This is a genomic window from Porphyromonas sp. COT-052 OH4946 (assembly GCF_000765965.1).
Lineage (GTDB): Bacteria > Bacteroidota > Bacteroidia > Bacteroidales > Porphyromonadaceae > Porphyromonas > Porphyromonas gulae.
Genome location: NZ_JQZY01000027.1, coordinates 43,728 through 60,048, shown reverse-complemented (window position 1 = coordinate 60,048; position 16,321 = coordinate 43,728). Strand labels below are relative to the sequence as shown.

At 48.6% G+C, this 16,321-nt stretch carries 12 protein-coding genes and 1 tRNA gene; 4 read left to right on the top strand and 9 right to left on the bottom strand.

The features are described 5' to 3' along the window. The first annotated feature begins 11 nt into the window (after positions 1-11). Positions 12-2,336 carry a BamA/TamA family outer membrane protein gene (locus HQ50_RS09140; protein WP_039429963.1) on the top strand — a complete coding sequence of 775 codons (2,325 nt, stop codon included), beginning with the start codon at positions 12-14 and terminating at the stop codon, positions 2,334-2,336. Positions 2,337-2,584: 248 nt separating this feature from the next. On the opposite strand, the gene rlmD is transcribed toward HQ50_RS09140, so the two are convergent. The 5 genes from rlmD to HQ50_RS11880 all read right to left on the bottom strand — a co-directional run bounded on the left by rlmD (position 2,585) and on the right by HQ50_RS11880 (position 7,567). Next, positions 2,585-4,021 carry a 23S rRNA (uracil(1939)-C(5))-methyltransferase RlmD gene (rlmD, locus tag HQ50_RS09135; RefSeq protein WP_039429961.1) on the bottom strand — a complete coding sequence of 479 codons (1,437 nt, stop codon included), beginning with the start codon at positions 4,019-4,021 and terminating at the stop codon, positions 2,585-2,587. Between the two features lie 46 nt (positions 4,022-4,067). Next, positions 4,068-5,456, bottom strand: a complete 1,389-nt coding sequence (glmM, locus tag HQ50_RS09130) for a phosphoglucosamine mutase (RefSeq protein WP_039429959.1) — start codon at positions 5,454-5,456, stop codon at positions 4,068-4,070. Positions 5,457-5,509: 53 nt separating this feature from the next. Then, positions 5,510-6,106 carry a DUF4827 domain-containing protein gene (locus HQ50_RS09125; protein WP_039429956.1) on the bottom strand — a complete coding sequence of 199 codons (597 nt, stop codon included), beginning with the start codon at positions 6,104-6,106 and terminating at the stop codon, positions 5,510-5,512. 83 nt (positions 6,107-6,189) lie between these two features. Continuing rightward, positions 6,190-7,233, bottom strand: a complete 1,044-nt coding sequence (locus HQ50_RS09120; RefSeq protein WP_039429953.1) for a bifunctional oligoribonuclease/PAP phosphatase NrnA — start codon at positions 7,231-7,233, stop codon at positions 6,190-6,192. A 148-nt stretch (positions 7,234-7,381) separates the two neighbouring features. Further along, positions 7,382-7,567 carry a hypothetical protein gene (locus HQ50_RS11880; protein ID WP_039429950.1) on the bottom strand — a complete coding sequence of 62 codons (186 nt, stop codon included), beginning with the start codon at positions 7,565-7,567 and terminating at the stop codon, positions 7,382-7,384. A gap of 445 nt (positions 7,568-8,012) precedes the next feature. Here HQ50_RS11880 and HQ50_RS09105 point away from each other — a divergent pair, with 445 nt between their 5' ends. Next, on the top strand, positions 8,013-8,522 hold the full coding sequence (locus HQ50_RS09105) for a hypothetical protein (protein WP_039429947.1): 510 nt from the start codon (positions 8,013-8,015) through the stop codon (positions 8,520-8,522). Between the two features lie 169 nt (positions 8,523-8,691). Here the strand turns inward: HQ50_RS09105 and radC are convergent, their stop codons facing one another. Next, positions 8,692-9,384, bottom strand: coding sequence for a DNA repair protein RadC (radC, locus tag HQ50_RS09100; RefSeq protein WP_039429945.1), 693 nt, complete (start codon positions 9,382-9,384; stop codon positions 8,692-8,694). 176 nt (positions 9,385-9,560) lie between these two features. Here radC and HQ50_RS09090 point away from each other — a divergent pair. Together HQ50_RS09090 and HQ50_RS09085 are read left to right on the top strand one after the other, a co-directional pair. Next, positions 9,561-9,634 (top strand) — tRNA-Ile (locus tag HQ50_RS09090). 127 nt (positions 9,635-9,761) lie between these two features. Then, positions 9,762-12,968: a glycoside hydrolase family 2 TIM barrel-domain containing protein gene (locus HQ50_RS09085; RefSeq protein ID WP_039429941.1), complete on the top strand. Its 3,207-nt coding sequence runs from the start codon at positions 9,762-9,764 to the stop codon at positions 12,966-12,968. A gap of 41 nt (positions 12,969-13,009) precedes the next feature. On the opposite strand, the gene HQ50_RS09080 is transcribed toward HQ50_RS09085, so the two are convergent. The 3 genes from HQ50_RS09080 to HQ50_RS09060 all read right to left on the bottom strand — a co-directional run bounded on the left by HQ50_RS09080 (position 13,010) and on the right by HQ50_RS09060 (position 16,319). Next, positions 13,010-13,429, bottom strand: coding sequence for a histidinol phosphate phosphatase (locus HQ50_RS09080; RefSeq protein ID WP_018964359.1), 420 nt, complete (start codon positions 13,427-13,429; stop codon positions 13,010-13,012). Positions 13,430-14,008: 579 nt separating this feature from the next. Then, positions 14,009-15,469 carry a C2 family cysteine protease gene (locus HQ50_RS09070; protein WP_039429934.1) on the bottom strand — a complete coding sequence of 487 codons (1,461 nt, stop codon included), beginning with the start codon at positions 15,467-15,469 and terminating at the stop codon, positions 14,009-14,011. Positions 15,470-16,082: 613 nt separating this feature from the next. Beyond that, a complete protein-coding gene (locus tag HQ50_RS09060) occupies positions 16,083-16,319 on the bottom strand; it encodes a protease inhibitor I9 family protein (protein ID WP_018964356.1) in 237 nt (78 codons plus the stop codon). Between the last annotated feature and the right edge of the window lie 2 nt (positions 16,320-16,321).

Genomic DNA, 16,321 nt, shown 5'->3' with positions numbered 1-16,321 from the left:
TCCGTTCTCCTATGTCCTCGCATTCCGTTCGGTATCTAATCGGCATTGCCGGCTGCTTGCTTCTCATGCTTGCTTCCTCCTGCTCGGTCACCCGTTATGTGCCGGACGGCGGCAGACTGCTGGACAGGGTAACGATCGTAAGCGAAACGGACAGCATCGCTCTGCCGGAAGATATACGGGACTATACCCTCCAGCAGCCCAATTACAGACTCTTCGGGATGACTCGCTGGCTGCTGCGCGTCTATAGTAGCTCGAACCCGAACAGCAACAGCTGGTGGAACCGTTCGCTCCGGAAAATGGGCGAACCGCCTGTCCTCATCGATTCTGTCCTCACCGAGCGTACTGCCAACCGTCTGGCAAAAGCGATGGCCGGCGACGGCTTTCTCGATGCTACTGCTCGTGCCGAGGTAGACACCGGCTTGTACAAGAAAGCACGCATTACCTATCTGATTCAGCCCGGAAGCCGTTATTATATACGCAATATGGCTTTGGATGTGAAGAATCCACTCCTTCCTCCCGTTACGCTTGGCGATTCGCTTCCTTCGGCATACAAGGTCGGGATCAGCGAAGGCTCTCCCTTGTCGCCCATCGTACTCGATGAAGAAAGAAAAGCGATAGCTCGCTATATGCGTAACAATGGTTTCTGGAGGTTTTCCGCTGAGGACATTTATTATGAAGCTGACACTACCGTTTCAGCAGGATCGGGTACGAAATCTGCCGATCTGAAATTGGTGGTCAATGGTATCGGGCGTTATCCATATCGGATCGGCAGGGTATTCTTCCATGCCGATTATGATCCTCTCGAATCGGATTTCAGAGTTCAGGAACTGCCACGTATTGATTCGGTTTCGCGTGGCGATTACACTGTTTACTATGGGGGCAGGGGACGTTATATTCGGGCATCGGCTCTCGCGCGGTCGGTGTCGGTTACTCCGGGAGCTTTGTTCTGTGAGGATGATGTGGAACGCTCTTATATCAAGCTGAATGCGCTCCCCATCATTCGGAACGTGAATATCCGATTTGTGGAGTACAATGGTAATGATGAGATTGCTCCGGCGGATAGCTCGCGACTTGTGGATTGCTATATTCTTACCGTTCCGGCCAAGAGCAAATCGTTCGAAGCCGAGGTGCTCGGCACCAATTCGGCAGGAGACTTCGGGGCAGCCTTGTCTCTCGGTTTTACCGATCGGAATTTGTTTCGCGGAGGGGAAATGTTCAATGTCAAACTCAAGGGTGCATACGAAGCCATTCGCAAAGGTTCGCACAGCTTCATGGAATACGGTGCGGAAAGCTCCCTCCGTTTTCCCCGTCTCCTCTTCCCCCTTATATCTGACGAGACACGCAGGCGGCTACGGGCATCCACGGAATGGAAAATCGGATACAATTACCAGACCCGTCCGGAGTTCGATCGGGTAATTCTCTCCGCTCAGCTCAACTATTCATGGCAGACCTATCTGCACAATCGTTTGCGTCATACGATCCGCCTGCTGGATGTCGATTACCTCCATCTCCCGTATATTGATCCCGACTTCGCCCAATCCCTTCCGCCTACGACTGCCTTGTATAACTACACGGAGCAGTTCATTCTCGGTTCGGCATATATACTGAACTATACTACGGCTTCGTCCATGGAGCGTACCGTAGCCAATCCTTTTACGGCGCGATTCAGTATTCAGACAGCCGGCAATCTGCTGCAAGCTATTTCTTATCTGTCCGATTCACCGAAAGACGAGCACGGATCATATGAAATGTTCGGTCTGCACTATGCTCAGTTCGTCAAGTTCGATCTCGATCTGGCCAAAACCGTTCTGCTCGAAAAGGACAATACTTTGGCACTGCATCTGGGCTTCGGTTTGGCTTTCCCTTATGGCAATGCCCGCCATATACCCTTTGAGTTGCGTTATTTTGCGGGAGGATCTAACAGCGTTCGTGGCTGGAGTGTCCGTACGCTGGGGCCGGGTAGCATGAATCTGACTCCGGACAAGACCTTCTTCGATCAGATGGGAGATATTCGTCTGGACCTGAATGTCGAATACAGGACGAAGTTGTTCTGGAAGTTTCGCGCAGCAGCTTTTGTCGATGCCGGCAATGTATGGACGATAAAGGAGTATGAGAATCAGGAGGGCGGTCTCTTCCGTTTCGATCGCTTCTATAAGGAAATCGCTTTGGCCTACGGTCTGGGGCTTCGTCTCGACTTCGATTATTTCCTTGTACGGCTGGATGCCGGCCTGAAGGCCTATGACCCTCAGCAAACGGGGCGTTACAAATGGGCTATCACGCGCCCGAACTTTTCTTCCAACTTCGCTTGGCACATTGCGGTAGGGTATCCGTTCTGATCCTTTTTCTTGCACAAGCTTGGCTCCGCAATCATCCCTTTACTACCTCCGACTATAAAGCCCGCAGACTTTATACTATAAAGTGTGGAGGCTTTATAGTATAAAGGGGGGTAGGGGTTACAGTATAAAGTATGGAGGGTTTATAGTATAAAGGGGTAGAGGGGTATAGTATAAAGTCGGAAAGGTTTATACTATTAAGTCCGTCGGCTTGATATTTACAGGTCGGAGGATTTCACAATACGAAGCCTCTATCCGGCATTTCGAACGAGGAGTACCACATTCTCTACATGGTGCGTGTGGGGAAACATATCTACCGGACGGGATTTTACGGCTCGGTATCTGCCGTCTGCCATCAGCAGAGCCAAATCGCGAGCTTGTGTGGCAGGATTGCAACTGACATAGACTATCTTCTCGGGTGCAGCAAAGAGGATGGCATCGATCACACTCTCGTGCATGCCGGCCCGGGGCGGATCCGTAATGATGACATCCGGACGTCCATGCTGTTCGATGAAGTCGTTGGTCAGGATGTCTTTCATATCCCCTGCATAGAAGAGGGTATTTTCGATCCCGTTCAGACGGCTGTTTGTACGGGCGTCCTCTATGGCTTCGGGCACGTATTCGATACCGATTACCCGACGGGCTTGTCGGGCTACGAAGTTGGCAATCGTCCCAGTGCCGGTATAGAGGTCGTAAACCAGTTCGTCCCCCGTGAGACCCGCAAATTCGCGCGCTATCCGATAGAGTTGGTAGGCTTGTCGGCTATTGGTCTGGTAGAAAGATTTAGCCCCGATCTTGAACCTGAGCCCCTCCATTTCCTCTTCGATATACTCCCTGCCATGGTACAGGAGCACTTCCTGATCGCCTATCGTGTCGTTGCACTTGGTATTGATCACGTAGAGGAGTGAGGTGATCTGTGGGAAACGCTCCGCTACAGCCGCAAGCAGAGCTTCGCGAGCAGCAACGTCATCGCGGAAGAAGACCACGACCACCATCAGCTCTCCTGTGGATGTAGTCCGGATCATCAGCGTTCGCATCAGACCCTCCTGATTTCTCAGGTCGAAGAAGGGATAACGCTCCGGATCCTGCATGCAATATCCGCGGATGAAGAGACGTATTTCGTCCGATACCTTAGCCCCCAAATGGCATTCGCGAATGTCCAATACCTTGTCGAACATGCCGGGGATATGAAATCCGAGTCCGTATCGCACTTCGGGAGAGAAGTCGCCATCGACTTCCTGTACCTCTTCGGGCAGTAGCCAACGTTTGTTGCTGAATGTAAATTCGAGCTTATTGCGGTAATATTCCGTCTGTTCCGATCCGAGGATCGGCTGCATCTCCTCCACTTCCACCTTGCCCAGACGCACGAGTGCATCGGTCACCTGCTGCTCCTTGGCTCGGAGCTGTACTTCGTATGGGATGTGCTGCCATTTGCATCCGCCACAGACGGCGAAGTGCGTACAGAAAGGCTCTTTCCTGATCGGCGAGGGGCTTTCGATCGAGACGATTCGCCCCTGCATGAAGTTGCGCTTTTTTTTTACCACCTGAACGGTGCAGCGGTCGCCCGGTGCGGCGAAAGGCACGAACATCACCAGATCATCAATGCGGCAGAGAGCATTGCCCTCTGCCGCCAGATCCGTTATTTCCACCCCTGTAATGAGGGGAAGCTCTTTTTTCTTTCTTGCCAATGAATGATCTGTTATAAGCTGTTGTCTTGATTTTGAAAGAGCCGGCTTACAGCTCTCGCTCTATCTCCGAACGGAAACGATCGGCCAAGTCCTGTGCTTCCTTTTCCGTACGGGCTTCGGTATAGATCCTGACGATAGGCTCGGTATTGCTCCTGCGCATATGTACCCAGCTGTCGGAAAAGTCGATCTTCACGCCGTCCACGGTACTGATCTGTTCGTTCTTGTACCTTTCGAACATCGTCCGGAGCAGACGCTGTGTATCGGTACCCACAGGGGTGTCCACTCGCTGCTTGCTCATAAAGTATGCAGGGTATTCGGCTCGAATTCGGCTCACCGTCTCCTTGCGCTTGGCCATGTAGGTGAGGAATAGAGCTATTCCCACCAAAGCATCGCGTCCATAGTGAAGCTCCGGCAGGATTACTCCGCCGTTGCCTTCTCCTCCGATGAGGGCACCGATTTCTTTCATCTTCGTCACTACGTTCACCTCCCCGACGGCTGCTGCTTCGTATTTCCCACCATGTCGGGTCGTTACATCGCGAAGGGCACGAGTGGAGCTGAGGTTCGATACCGTATTGCCGCCACCGTTGAGTCCCAGCAGATAATCGGCTATGGCCACGAGAGTATATTCTTCTCCGAAAAACTCTCCGTTCTCGTCTACGATAGCCAAGCGATCCACATCGGGATCGACTACGAAACCCACATTGGCTTTCTTCTCCTTGACTACCTTGCATATTTCGGTCAGATTCTGCGGCAGAGGTTCGGGATTGTGAGGAAACTGTCCGTCCGGTGTGCAGTAAAGAGGGAAGACGTTCTCCACTCCCAAAGCAGTCAATAGGGTCGGTATCGCTATTCCTCCTACGGAATTGACACAGTCGATAGCTACCTTGAATTTGGCTGCGCGGATGGCAGCCACATCGACCGACGGCAATGCCAATACGGCTTTGATATGTGCCGGTGTGTAGTCCAGCGTATCGGCGATGCGCCCCATCTTCTCCACCGGAGCGAACTCCGCTTCGCCGGCATCTGCTATCCTAAGGATTTCTTTCCCTTCCGCATCGTTCAGAAACTCACCGGAAGGGCCTAAGAGCTTCAGCGCATTCCACTGTACCGGATTGTGGCTGGCCGTAATGATGATACCGCCATCCGCTCCACAGCCCGTGACGGCCATCTCGGTAGTGGGAGTCGTAGCCAAATCTATATCTACTACATCGCATCCCATTCCCATAAGAGAGCCGAAAACGACATTCTTGACCATGAGTCCGGACGGACGAGCATCCCTGCCGACTACGATGCGAGGGCGTGTATCTTTGGTTAACTTTTTGATGAAATGAGCATAAGCAGCTGTGAATTGGGCTATGCTGATGGGATTTAATCCCTCATCGGCCATACCGCCTATCGTGCCTCGTATGCCGGAGATTGATTTGATCAACGTCATGATATTGTGTGATGTTAGATGAATAGATTCCTAAGATTAGAGGTCGGGAGGTGTCAGTCCCGAAATACGTATTCCACTTCCTTGTAGTATCCGGTCAGGCCTCGCGAATAGAGTGATTCCGGGCCGATTCGGAAAGGTACGATCAAGCGCACACGGGCACCATTGCCAAGCATGGTCATGGGGAAAGCTACTCCTTCGCAGACAAACATATCCAAGTTGGCACCGGTCGTGCACTTGATCAGCTCGAAGTGAATATCCCCATCGTTGTACTTATATATATAGCGGAACACGCTCTCCTGAAAGCCGCCTGAAGTGAGGCTGTTAAAGACATAGATGGAGTCCCTCTCACGATTGAACATGAAGCCCTCCATCCTGACGTTGATCTTGGTCTTGTTCAGCACAGGAGCTTCTTTGCCCTTGTCTATCACCTGCATATAAAGATCGTTGTCGAAGTGGTACATGATATTGGGATCGAATTCGCTTTGGCCCTCATGCCCTTCTTTGATGGTAAAACCCATCCTGTTGATGAAGGATTCGATGGCTTTGCGTTCGTCCTTCTTCATTTCTTTGAGCGATTTGATGTCGCTTTTCTTACAGCTGCCCAATGTCAAAACAGCCATACCTATGGCCAAAAGCGGCAGCAAGATCATTATTATCCTTTTCATCTTGGTCAGAAATATTCTCCACCTCTACGGCCTTTTCGACAGGGAAAAAAGAGAGGGAAGAGAGATGATTATTGTTGGTTTTTATTGTTGTAATTCTTGGGGTTGAAGTCTTTCCAAATCTTCAGCAGCTTCTCTGTGGCTTCCTCCAGACTGCCTTGGAATTCGCCGCCGGCAGCATTCTTGTGCCCACCACCACCGAAGTTCTCGGCAAGGGTGTTCACCGGATAGTTGCCCGTGGAGCGGAATGAGAGCTTGATCTGATTCTTGTCCTCTCGCAGGAAGCATACAGCCTCTATCCCTGCAATATCGAGGGGCAGATTGGCCAGTCCGTCGGTATCGCCTGTCCGGTTGTGGAATCGTATCAGCTCCTCGGCTGACAGCGTGAAGTAGGCTACGCCCATTTCCGGCAGTAAGGTCATTTTCTCGTACAGCACATAGCCCTGCATCCTCATCTTGCTTTCCGAATTTTGCTGAAAAGTGTTGTGGATGATCGTGTCTTTGTCCGCACCGGCTCGCATAAGATCTGCTACAAGCAGATAAAGATCCGGATCGGAAGAGCTGTAGGAAAATACACCCGTATCCGTCAGTATCCCTGTCATCAAAGCCGTGGCTGCATCTTGGGTCAGGCAGGATGCCATGCCCATGGCCTTGGCCAAACGCAAGACCAACTCCGAAGTAGAAGACAGGGGAGGGTAGCTGAAGCTGAGAGTGAATATATCCGCCGGATAGAGATGATGATCGATAAGCACTTTGGGGGCTGACGAACTTTCCAATGCGCTTTGCAGTCCTGCTACTCGGTGAGGAGCGTTGAAATCCATGCAGAAGACCAGATCGGCTTCTGCCAATGCCTTCTCCGCTTCCGAAGGATGGGTCTCGTGTACTATTACTTTGTCCGCTCCGGGAATGCAGTACAGGTATCGGGGAATATCGTCGGGTACGATTACACTGATGTGGGACTTGCCTTTCTCTCTCAGCATGGCAGCAAAACCGATGCTGCTTCCTACCGAGTCGCCGTCCGGAGCCGTATGCGAGATCAGAGCGATACGCTTCGCCCCTTCTATCATTTTACGCAAAGCTGCTACCGGAGCCGGATCGATTTTTATTCCTGCCATAGCTTTTCCTCTTTAGCTTTTTCTTCGCTTTGTTTTCAGAGATTCGTACAAAGATAAGATAGAAATGCTTAAGCCCTGCAATGCGCACTGATATAAACCGACAGATATTACCGATGGAAAAAGGGTAGGTCTATTCCTGTTAGGAGGGTCATTCTACCGTGATTGACTTAGCCAAATTGCGTGGCTGATCCACGTCCAAACCTTTGCAATCGTATTGCTGCGGAATGCTATCCCCTTGCGCCTGTAGTTTGGCTTTGAGGGTGGAGTAGTTTTCGATAATGCCTTTGTGCACCAAGGCAATATTTCCGGAAGAGGGGTACTGTCGTATCCACAATATTCCAGCCTTTTCAATCCTTTTATCAGAATGGAATATACCTCACGGCTCCCTATGTATCCTACTATTCCACACATGTTTTTATTGCTTTTTATCGGGGAGCCAAAGGTAAAGCAATCCGATAAAGTTGCATTTCCGGTTTATGGCTGTTTTTTCCGGTATTTTCCGTTCTGAAAAACGTGGCGCGTAAAAGTTTTCGTTCCCGAGCGTAAAAAGAAAAAAAGTCAAGCCAAAACGAAAACTTTTTGGTCTGATTTTTTCAGATTTTCGGTTTGGCTTTTCTGGTTTTTTCGGTCTGAGAATTGCCCCTTCTACCCAAAGCCATAGATGCATTTGGGTGTGGATAACCATAGAATCCGCAGGACTTTGCCTGAGAGATAAATTGTGGCTATATTTGCCGCCATTTGGCGATATTGCCTCGTAATAAAATGTAAAAAACAAGAAGATGCAACTCAAAATGAAATGGATGACACTGCTTTTGGCTTTGGTGGCTGTTTTCTCATTGGCTTCATGTAAGAAGGAGAATGAGCCGAAACCGGACAATCAGGAAAAAGTGATCGAAGGTACTATTTGGGAACGTGTGTACACGGAGGCAGAAATGGCTGCTATAACCGATACGGGAGATATAGTTGAGACGGACGAAGATGGTCGGATTACAATCTCCGTATCCTTTGTGTCCAAGACCGAAGCTATTATGTCACAAGCCTATGGAACGGAAGCAAACCTCATGGAGACATATATAAAGCACAAAGTGCCTTATAAGTATGACGAGGCTATGAAAAAGGTTGTCTTTGATACAGCTCATGCTACACTTCTCGAGCTTGTTGGTGAAATAGAAATCGGACTCAACAATACCGGTGTTATCTATGGCCTCTTGGACTGGGAGAAGAATACGATTACACTGAGTGTGACGGATACCGATCAAAACATGCAGTTTGTGTTGTACAAAAAATAAGCATCCATCCTTTTGCTGAAAAAATAATATGAAGCCGGCATTTCTGCATTAGCAGGGGTGCCGGCTTGGTATTTGATGGGTTATCTTTAGGCAATGTCAGAATCAATACTCTTTATCGCTATAGCATATTCCTTTTCGCACCATTTGCTTGTATGAATTCAGTGAAACATTAGAGAAGGCCTTCGTCGGCGAAACTGAAATACGCCCCATCGTCACCGATGATCAGATGGTCGTTTAGCCGAAATCCCAGCAATGTGGCAGCCTTCTGTACCCTTTGGGTAAGCTGAATATCTTGTTCGCTTGGTCGTACCGTTCCCGAAGGATGATTGTGTGCCAGAATAATTGCTGAGGCAAGATGGGAGACGGCTTTGTGCATGATCAGACGGACATCGGCCGAAGTCTCCGATATGCCTCCTCGGCTAAGGTTCTCCGTGGCGATTATCTTTCCGCTTTGGTTGAGGAGTAACACCCACATTTCTTCCTGTGGTAGGTCTGTGAGGAATGGACTTATAGCGCGATAGGCCATCCGGCTGTCGGTGATGGATTCTCTACGGGGCATCTCTTGCGAAGGAATACGTCGGGATAGTTCCATTGCTGCCATCACGGTGACTGCTTTTGCCGGTCCCATACCTCGGAAGTTGCCGGTCAGCTCTTGTATGTCGCATTTGGCCAGACGTGGCAGACTGTTATCCATCTTGGCCAGAATCTCTTGAGCCAGTTGGACGGCTGTCTGCCGGTCATTACCCGATCCGATGAGGATGGCCAGCAGTTCGGCATCGGTCAGGCAGCGAGCACCGAGTCGGATCATTTTCTCTCGGGGGCGATCGGATTCGTGCAGCTGCTTGATAGTCATTTTCTCCATTGCTGTACGTGTGGGGTTATTCGGGGCGATAAAGGTAGTCCGATTTGGAGGTTAAGGAAAGGCTTGGTGTGGAAATTCTCTTGTTTTTCGACCACAAAGATTTTTTTGATGACTATTGCATATTGAGGAAAAAACTTATCTTTGCACCGCAATTGCAGGTCTATACAGGCAATGCAGGTCCTATAGCTCAGTTGGTTAGAGCACCTGACTCATAATCAGGGAGTCCTTGGTTCAAGCCCAAGTGGGACCACGATGAAAGGGGTACGAGAGTATCCCTTTTTTCGTTTCCCTGCGATAGTAACGCTTAGAAGGATGGCTTTTATATTATGCGGAGCAAACTCCGTTTATCTTTGCTTTCACTAAACAACCAGGTATTTATGAAGATAAGCCGGCGAATCCTTTCGATTTTCATACTGTTTTCCTCTGTTTGCAGTATCTCATGGGCTACCGTATTGTACGGAAACGGAGCTTTATCCATGTCGTCCGACAGTCTTGTTTCAGGGAAGAGGCCGTATTGGGAAGATGAAACGGTGTTTGGCGAAAACAAAGAAGACGGCCACGCCACCTTTATGCCCTATGCTACAACGGCCTTGTTGCAGGCTGATGAGCGGTATCAGAAACCTTGGCTCACTCCTTCGCAGGCAGAATTTTTATCACTGAACGGCTTGTGGCATTTTCGTTATTCTCCCGATGCCCGTACTTCTCGTACCGATTTTGTCGAGGATCTGTTCGATGTGTCTGCATGGGATACCATCACAGTACCATCGTGCTGGCAGATGAAAGGTTGGGATACACCTTTATATATCAATGTAAATCACATCTTCGAGGACAATCCTCCATTTATTCGGATTCAGAAGGCTTATGCTTCGGCAGTGGATCCCAATCCGACAGGTTCCTATCGGCGTGACTTTATCCTTCCGACAGGCTGGGAAAAGAAGCGCGTTTATCTCCATTTCGATGGCCTCTATAGTGGGGCTTATGTGTGGGTAAACGGGCGTTATATCGGCTATACCCAAGGGGGCAATAACGATGCCGAGTTCGACATCAGTGCGGCAGTTCGTACGGGACAGAACAATGTGAGCATACAAGTAGTCCGCTGGACGGATGCTTCCTATTTGGAGGGACAGGATATGTTCCATATGAGCGGATTGCATCGGGATGTCTATCTGTACGCCACGCCTCGCACTTCCGTTCGGGATCATTACATTACGAGCAAGCTGCATCCCGAATCCGACTATACTACAGGGGAAATATCCGTAGCCGTAGATATGGACAACAGAGATGGATCGCCCACACGTAAGACTGTCGGAATACGTCTCTTGGATCCTCAAGGAAAAACCATATGGCAGGAACGGAAGCAGATCCGACTATCTGTGGGGGAACATAAGCAAAGCCTTCACTTCCGGAAAGCCGACCTTCGCAATCTATCTCTGTGGACAGCCGAGACACCTACGCTCTATACTCTTATTATTACCCAGTGGGATGAAAAGGGGCACGAAGAATTGGCCTTTGCCACCAAGTATGGATTCCGTCAGTCAGAAATTCGCGATCAATCGGTGTATCTGAACGGTCGTAAAGTACTGTTCAAGGGAGTCAATACGCAGGATACGCATCCGCTTCACGGCCGCAGCATCGACTTGCCTACAATGATCAAGGACATAACGATGATGAAGCAGGCCAACGTCAATACCCTTCGTACGAGCCATTATCCACGGCAGCCCAAGATGTATGCACTATGTGATTACTACGGCCTCTATGTCATGGACGAAGCCGATCTGGAGTGTCATAAGAACTGGGATGACCATGGGGAGAAAGGCGGTATCACCAATGCCGAATCGTGGCGGGCGCAGTACGTGGATCGCACCGTCCGTATGGTCTGTCGGGATCGGAATCATCCCTCGATTTTGTTCTGGTCGCTCGGCAATGAATCGGGTGGGGGAGAAAACTTCCGACATACCTATGCGGCGGTTCGTGCACTCGATTCGCGCATCATTCACTACGAGGGTGCCACCCGTGGCGGAACGGAATATACCGATCTGCATTCCGTTATGTATCCTTCCCTTGCTCAGGTACAGGCCGGAGCCAATGGTCGGGGGACGGAGGGAAAGCCCTATTTCATGTGCGAATATGCGCATGCCATGGGCAACGGTGTCGGCAATTTGCAGGACTATTGGGATATAATAGAACGGAGCAGTGCCGGTATAGGCGGTTGTATATGGGACTGGGTGGATCAGGCCATCTACGATCCTTCCGAAATCAAACGTGGACTCTATCGCCTGCATACCGGATACGACTATCCGGGACCTCATCAGGGAAATTTCGTGAACAACGGGCTTGTGACGGCTGACCGCTCATGGACTCCGAAGTTGTACGAAGTGAAGAAAGTGTATCAGCATGTGAAATTCGACGCATACGACAGTAAAAGCAAACTGCTCTCTCTGCGAAATGCCTACTCCTTTACGGACTTGAATCGCTTCGGGCTTCGTTTCAAGCTCCTCTCCGACGGCTGTGTGATCGAAAGCGGAGAAATGGATTTACCCGAACTGCCGGCTGGAGAAAAAACAGCGTTGAGAATACCCGTCGCCGATATTCCAATGTATTCGACTCGCGACTACCATATCAATTTCGAACTCTTCCTTCGTGAAGCCACCACTTGGGCTGATAAGGGACACACGGTAGCATCCGAACAGTTTACACTTGCACAAAGAGACGGTTTTGCTTCCCTCCTGCCCGAGCGGATGCCCACGCTGCAAGTGACGACGGAAGGGGATCACCTTCGTATCGCTAATGACAGAGTGCAGCTCGTATTCGATCTTCATACGGCAGAGCTTATTCGTTGGAACTATGGCGACTGCTCTGTGATCGTCCCGAAGGGAGGCCCTGTCTATGACAATTTCCGCTGGGTGGAGAACGACTCCCCCTACGGAAGTATTCCCCCCGGAGCACCGGCAAGTCAGGTACAGCCCGCTGTTCCTTCCTACGAGGTCAATGCCGATTCCACACGGGTGACCCTCACGGCATCGCATCATGCCCTCTGCCCTTATCGCCTTACCTATTATATATATGGAGACGGTACGGTGGATATTCGGGCAGACTTCACGCCCGAAAAGGAACAGGCAGATAAGTTGCGTAGACTTGGGATAAAAATGTACCTGCCCTTGCAGATGGATCGAATCGAATATCTGGCACGAGGCCCTCATGAGAATTATGTGGATCGCAGGCAGAGTGCTTTCTTCGGATTGTATTCCGACCGCGTGAGCCATATGGTCGAATCCTATGTACGCCCCCAGAGTATGGGCAATAGGACCGGCCTTAGAGCTCTGACCCTGACGGATGAATCCGGTAGGGGTATCAGGGTGGAAGTATCGGGGCAGGTCGATTTCTCCATTCTTCCCTATGACGACGAGGTTCTTGCACAGACTCGCCACCGATGGGAGTTATCCGCGCCCACGCATCATATTTTGCGCTTCGACTATATGCAGCGCGGATTGGGCAATGGTAGCTGCGGCCCCGGTACTGCTCCGGCATACCTTTGCCCTTCATCGGGCACATACTCCTTCGAACTTCGTTTCCGTCCTCACTGATATATGTCCGCAGCTACTCCGAATACGAAGAGAACGGGACATTATTTTGTATTTCCCTTGGGCTTGGCAGGCATTCGTTCGTAGCACACATCGGTAAGCGTAAAGTATTTCTTCGATGGATTGAGGCGTACGATGGGTTTTTCGATATGCTTCTGTATGCTGAAAACCTCGCCTTTCGGAACGGCTTTACTCTTGAATGAAGGCTTGAGCGTACCCAAATCACCAAACTCCACGATGTCTCCGTTTGCTACGATGTCTCGGGCAATTTCGGTGGCGTAATTCAAAACCGCTTCCACTTCCTGACGATTGAAGGAAGTGGACTTTGCCACACGCTCGCAAAAACTGCGAAAACTTACTCGATGTCTGCCCGTCGGCTGGGCAATCTGCACTACTTTTCCTGCATTTGCACCGACGTTCAATTTGCGTTCCACGAGGACGAATTGTAGAGGTTTATTGGACATATCTCAATCGTTTTTTCCTTTATTGTCTTTAGGTAAAATCCGGAATATCAGCGGTTTATTCCCGAATCTTCTTGATGTATAGGGGCAAAGGTATTGAAAACTATTCAAAATACTCCTAAGTTTTCTGTCGAATAGTTCTAAGTATTCTATTAAAAGCTCATAAGCTTTCTTCAAAAAGCTCTTAAGCTTTCTATCAAATAGTTCTAAGTATTCTATCAAAAACTCCTAAGCTTTCAGACAATACTCTCAATGGTTGCAATGAGATATAATAGAAGAATCTTGTCGATCCTATAGTATATACTTGGGTATGGAGCTTTGTCGATTCGGAATTGAGCAGACAGATCCACGGCTAAGAACCTGTTACCGAACCGGAAAAGATCTGATCGTAGTGCATGTTTCTGGAAAGACCGGCGCGAAAACCTTTTCGTTCTGTGGCGTGATAGTTTTCTATTTCCCGAGCCAAAACAAAAAAGTTTACGCACCACGCTTTCGATGATGTGTGACGTGTACAGGAAAAAGAAGAGGCTGCCCGCTCTACCGGGCAGCCTCCATCGTTCTCAAACCGTAATATATCTGATATTAATACATATATCCGATGTAGCTGAAGTTCTCTCTCACTTTGTCAAGTCGGAGTGCGAAAATGCCATCGTCTTTGGATAGATTGAAGTACTTTTTGTTTTCGAAGTGAGTAACCCAGTCTCTTTTACTTAGTACTCCATCTCCTGTTGGCTCAACCACTCCCCATGGATTGCGGATAATCAGGTAATAGCCATCATTGGAAACTGTATATCCCAAAACTGTATAAGCATGCAGCTGCACAATCCCATTCATATTTGGAACAGGATCGAATACACGCTCATCTTCATCTATGCCTCCAGTTGAAATTGTCATCGGTTTTGTCGTCTTATAATCCTGGCAATTATTTTTCATGAAATTTAGTAATGTCTCATCTGTGAAAGAAGAAAGCATATGATAATTGCTGACAAACCAGCTATCTCCACTCAGTTCACAAAGTGCTTCGTGGGGAAAGCCTCCTGCAATTTGCTTGATTGCGTTCTCTTTAGATGCATTAGGAAATTTCCAGTTCGCATACGCTTGTTCGAAAAGAGCGGGCCAGTATTCTCCGTTGAACCAATAGCGGCTTCTTGCATAGATCGGAACTTTGTAATATCCTCTCTGAAGAATTTCATTGGTGGAAATTCCTGCTCCCGATGAGCATGGTATTGACTGTCCTGAACGCCCTATGAAGTAGCGATAGAGTCGCCATTCATCTTGATTCGACATGATGTCCACATCCATATTCAATAGAGCGGGATGTACCCAGGCTATAGCCGACAAAGCTGCAAGCATGTAACAATCGCCAACGGCTCCTTGGACTACTGTGTCCCATAGATTGTGTGCTCCATTGCTCTGGAAGCCGACTTCTCTGTACTGATGCACTGTATTATGATCATCTCTTAAATTTTTTGTCGGAAGGATTATCTTGCTAATCTCCTTTGTGAGAGTAGTGGATGACAGTGCTTGCTCTCTGAGGTCGTTGACGTCAAGTTTTTTGGCTTCTTTTCTTGCCTTTGAGGCAGCTTCTTCTTTTTCTTCGGGAGGCATGTCATAATCGTTGAACGATTCAAGGATTCTCTCCAGACCGTCCTGCCCTCTTTGGGTCTTAGTCAAAGCCGAATCCACGATTTTGACCTCAGCATCCCGGTCTCTTCCGGCTCCTAATATAGAGTCACCTTTGGATAGATCTTGCATGCTTGAGCCCAACACACGTTCTACTATATCGGTAGTCCGTGGGTTGCTCCAATCCAATGGTCTCTCTAAAACAACTTCTGTAAGTGCATACGGATTGATCATCCCTGTAGGGCTGCAATCTTTACATTCTTTAGATTCGACAGGAATGTTCAGTTCTTTAAGCTTGGCTTCCTCCCTTTCGATTTTACGAGCTTTCGCTTCCTCTTGTTGAGGAGTAAGAGTTGCTTTTGCTTCTAATTTCTGCAATCTTTCTTTTGAAATTAGTTGTGGTACTAATTTTTTCGCCATAATTGAAAAACTTTAGGTCGATTAAACTGTGACTTTTGACTCTTTTCTTGTACTTTAAGAGTCGCACAAATGAAGTAACATATTGTGGGAAAGACTTGGACAAATCACGCATTCCCTTGGACAAATCACGCATTTGTCTACAAAAAAACTGACGAATCTTGAGTGCAATTTGGACAAATCACGCATGCAAAAGAGTTTAATACGCATTATTTCAATCGCTTACGAGTACAAGAGCAAAAACAGGTAATTTTTACATGAAATGTGCACGAAAAGTGTTTTGAAAAAATACAAAGGTGTTTTTTCAGACAAGGCACCTCAGCAGCAGGGGCGACACATTAAAATTGTATTGAGAGGAAAACGATCAGGAGTAAAAAGTCAAGAGGATAAATTTTTTACGCTCTATCCGTGGGCCCGGAACCATGCAGAGGCTTTCAAATAGAGAATGATACACAACTAACGGGGCTTTAATGACTATAAAAGTACTTAGAAAGCTGTTTTTAATGCGTCAGCCCTGAATAGGGAAGTCGGGCTTAGATCGAACTGACGAGAAAATAAAGGGGGCTGCGCCAAAAATGAATTTTGACACAGCCCCTTTTGTATTAATGTTATCGAATTACAGTATCCCTACTTGAACATCAGGCTCTATGGCTTTTACACCTTCGTTCTGTGCCAATGCCTGCAATTCTTTTGCAGTCAGTCTGGCAGCCAAGATGTTGCTCATCAACACCCGATAGTTTTTCAAGTTGAGAGATTCTGCATTCACGCCTTCCATCAATGTGATAATAACATCAAATTCTCCGAACGGTTTCGAGTTTATCTCTCTTTGAAGTTCAAAACTAATTTTGTCCATAA

Excerpts from the sequence above, each read along its gene's own strand:
- HQ50_RS09140 (WP_039429963.1), top strand. The coding sequence starts at position 12 with ATGTCCTCGCATTCCGTTCGGTATCTAATCGGCATTGCCGGCTGCTTG.
- glmM (WP_039429959.1), bottom strand. The coding sequence starts at position 5,456 with ATGACGTTGATCAAATCAATCTCCGGCATACGAGGCACGATAGGCGGT.
- HQ50_RS09125 (WP_039429956.1), bottom strand. The coding sequence starts at position 6,106 with ATGATCTTGCTGCCGCTTTTGGCCATAGGTATGGCTGTTTTGACATTG.
- HQ50_RS09120 (WP_039429953.1), bottom strand. The coding sequence starts at position 7,233 with ATGGCAGGAATAAAAATCGATCCGGCTCCGGTAGCAGCTTTGCGTAAA.
- HQ50_RS09105 (WP_039429947.1), top strand. The coding sequence starts at position 8,013 with ATGCAACTCAAAATGAAATGGATGACACTGCTTTTGGCTTTGGTGGCT.
- radC (WP_039429945.1), bottom strand. The coding sequence starts at position 9,384 with ATGGAGAAAATGACTATCAAGCAGCTGCACGAATCCGATCGCCCCCGA.
- HQ50_RS09085 (WP_039429941.1), top strand. The coding sequence starts at position 9,762 with ATGAAGATAAGCCGGCGAATCCTTTCGATTTTCATACTGTTTTCCTCT.
- HQ50_RS09080 (WP_018964359.1), bottom strand. The coding sequence starts at position 13,429 with ATGTCCAATAAACCTCTACAATTCGTCCTCGTGGAACGCAAATTGAAC.
- HQ50_RS09070 (WP_039429934.1), bottom strand. The coding sequence starts at position 15,469 with ATGGCGAAAAAATTAGTACCACAACTAATTTCAAAAGAAAGATTGCAG.
- HQ50_RS09060 (WP_018964356.1), bottom strand. The coding sequence starts at position 16,319 with ATGGACAAAATTAGTTTTGAACTTCAAAGAGAGATAAACTCGAAACCG.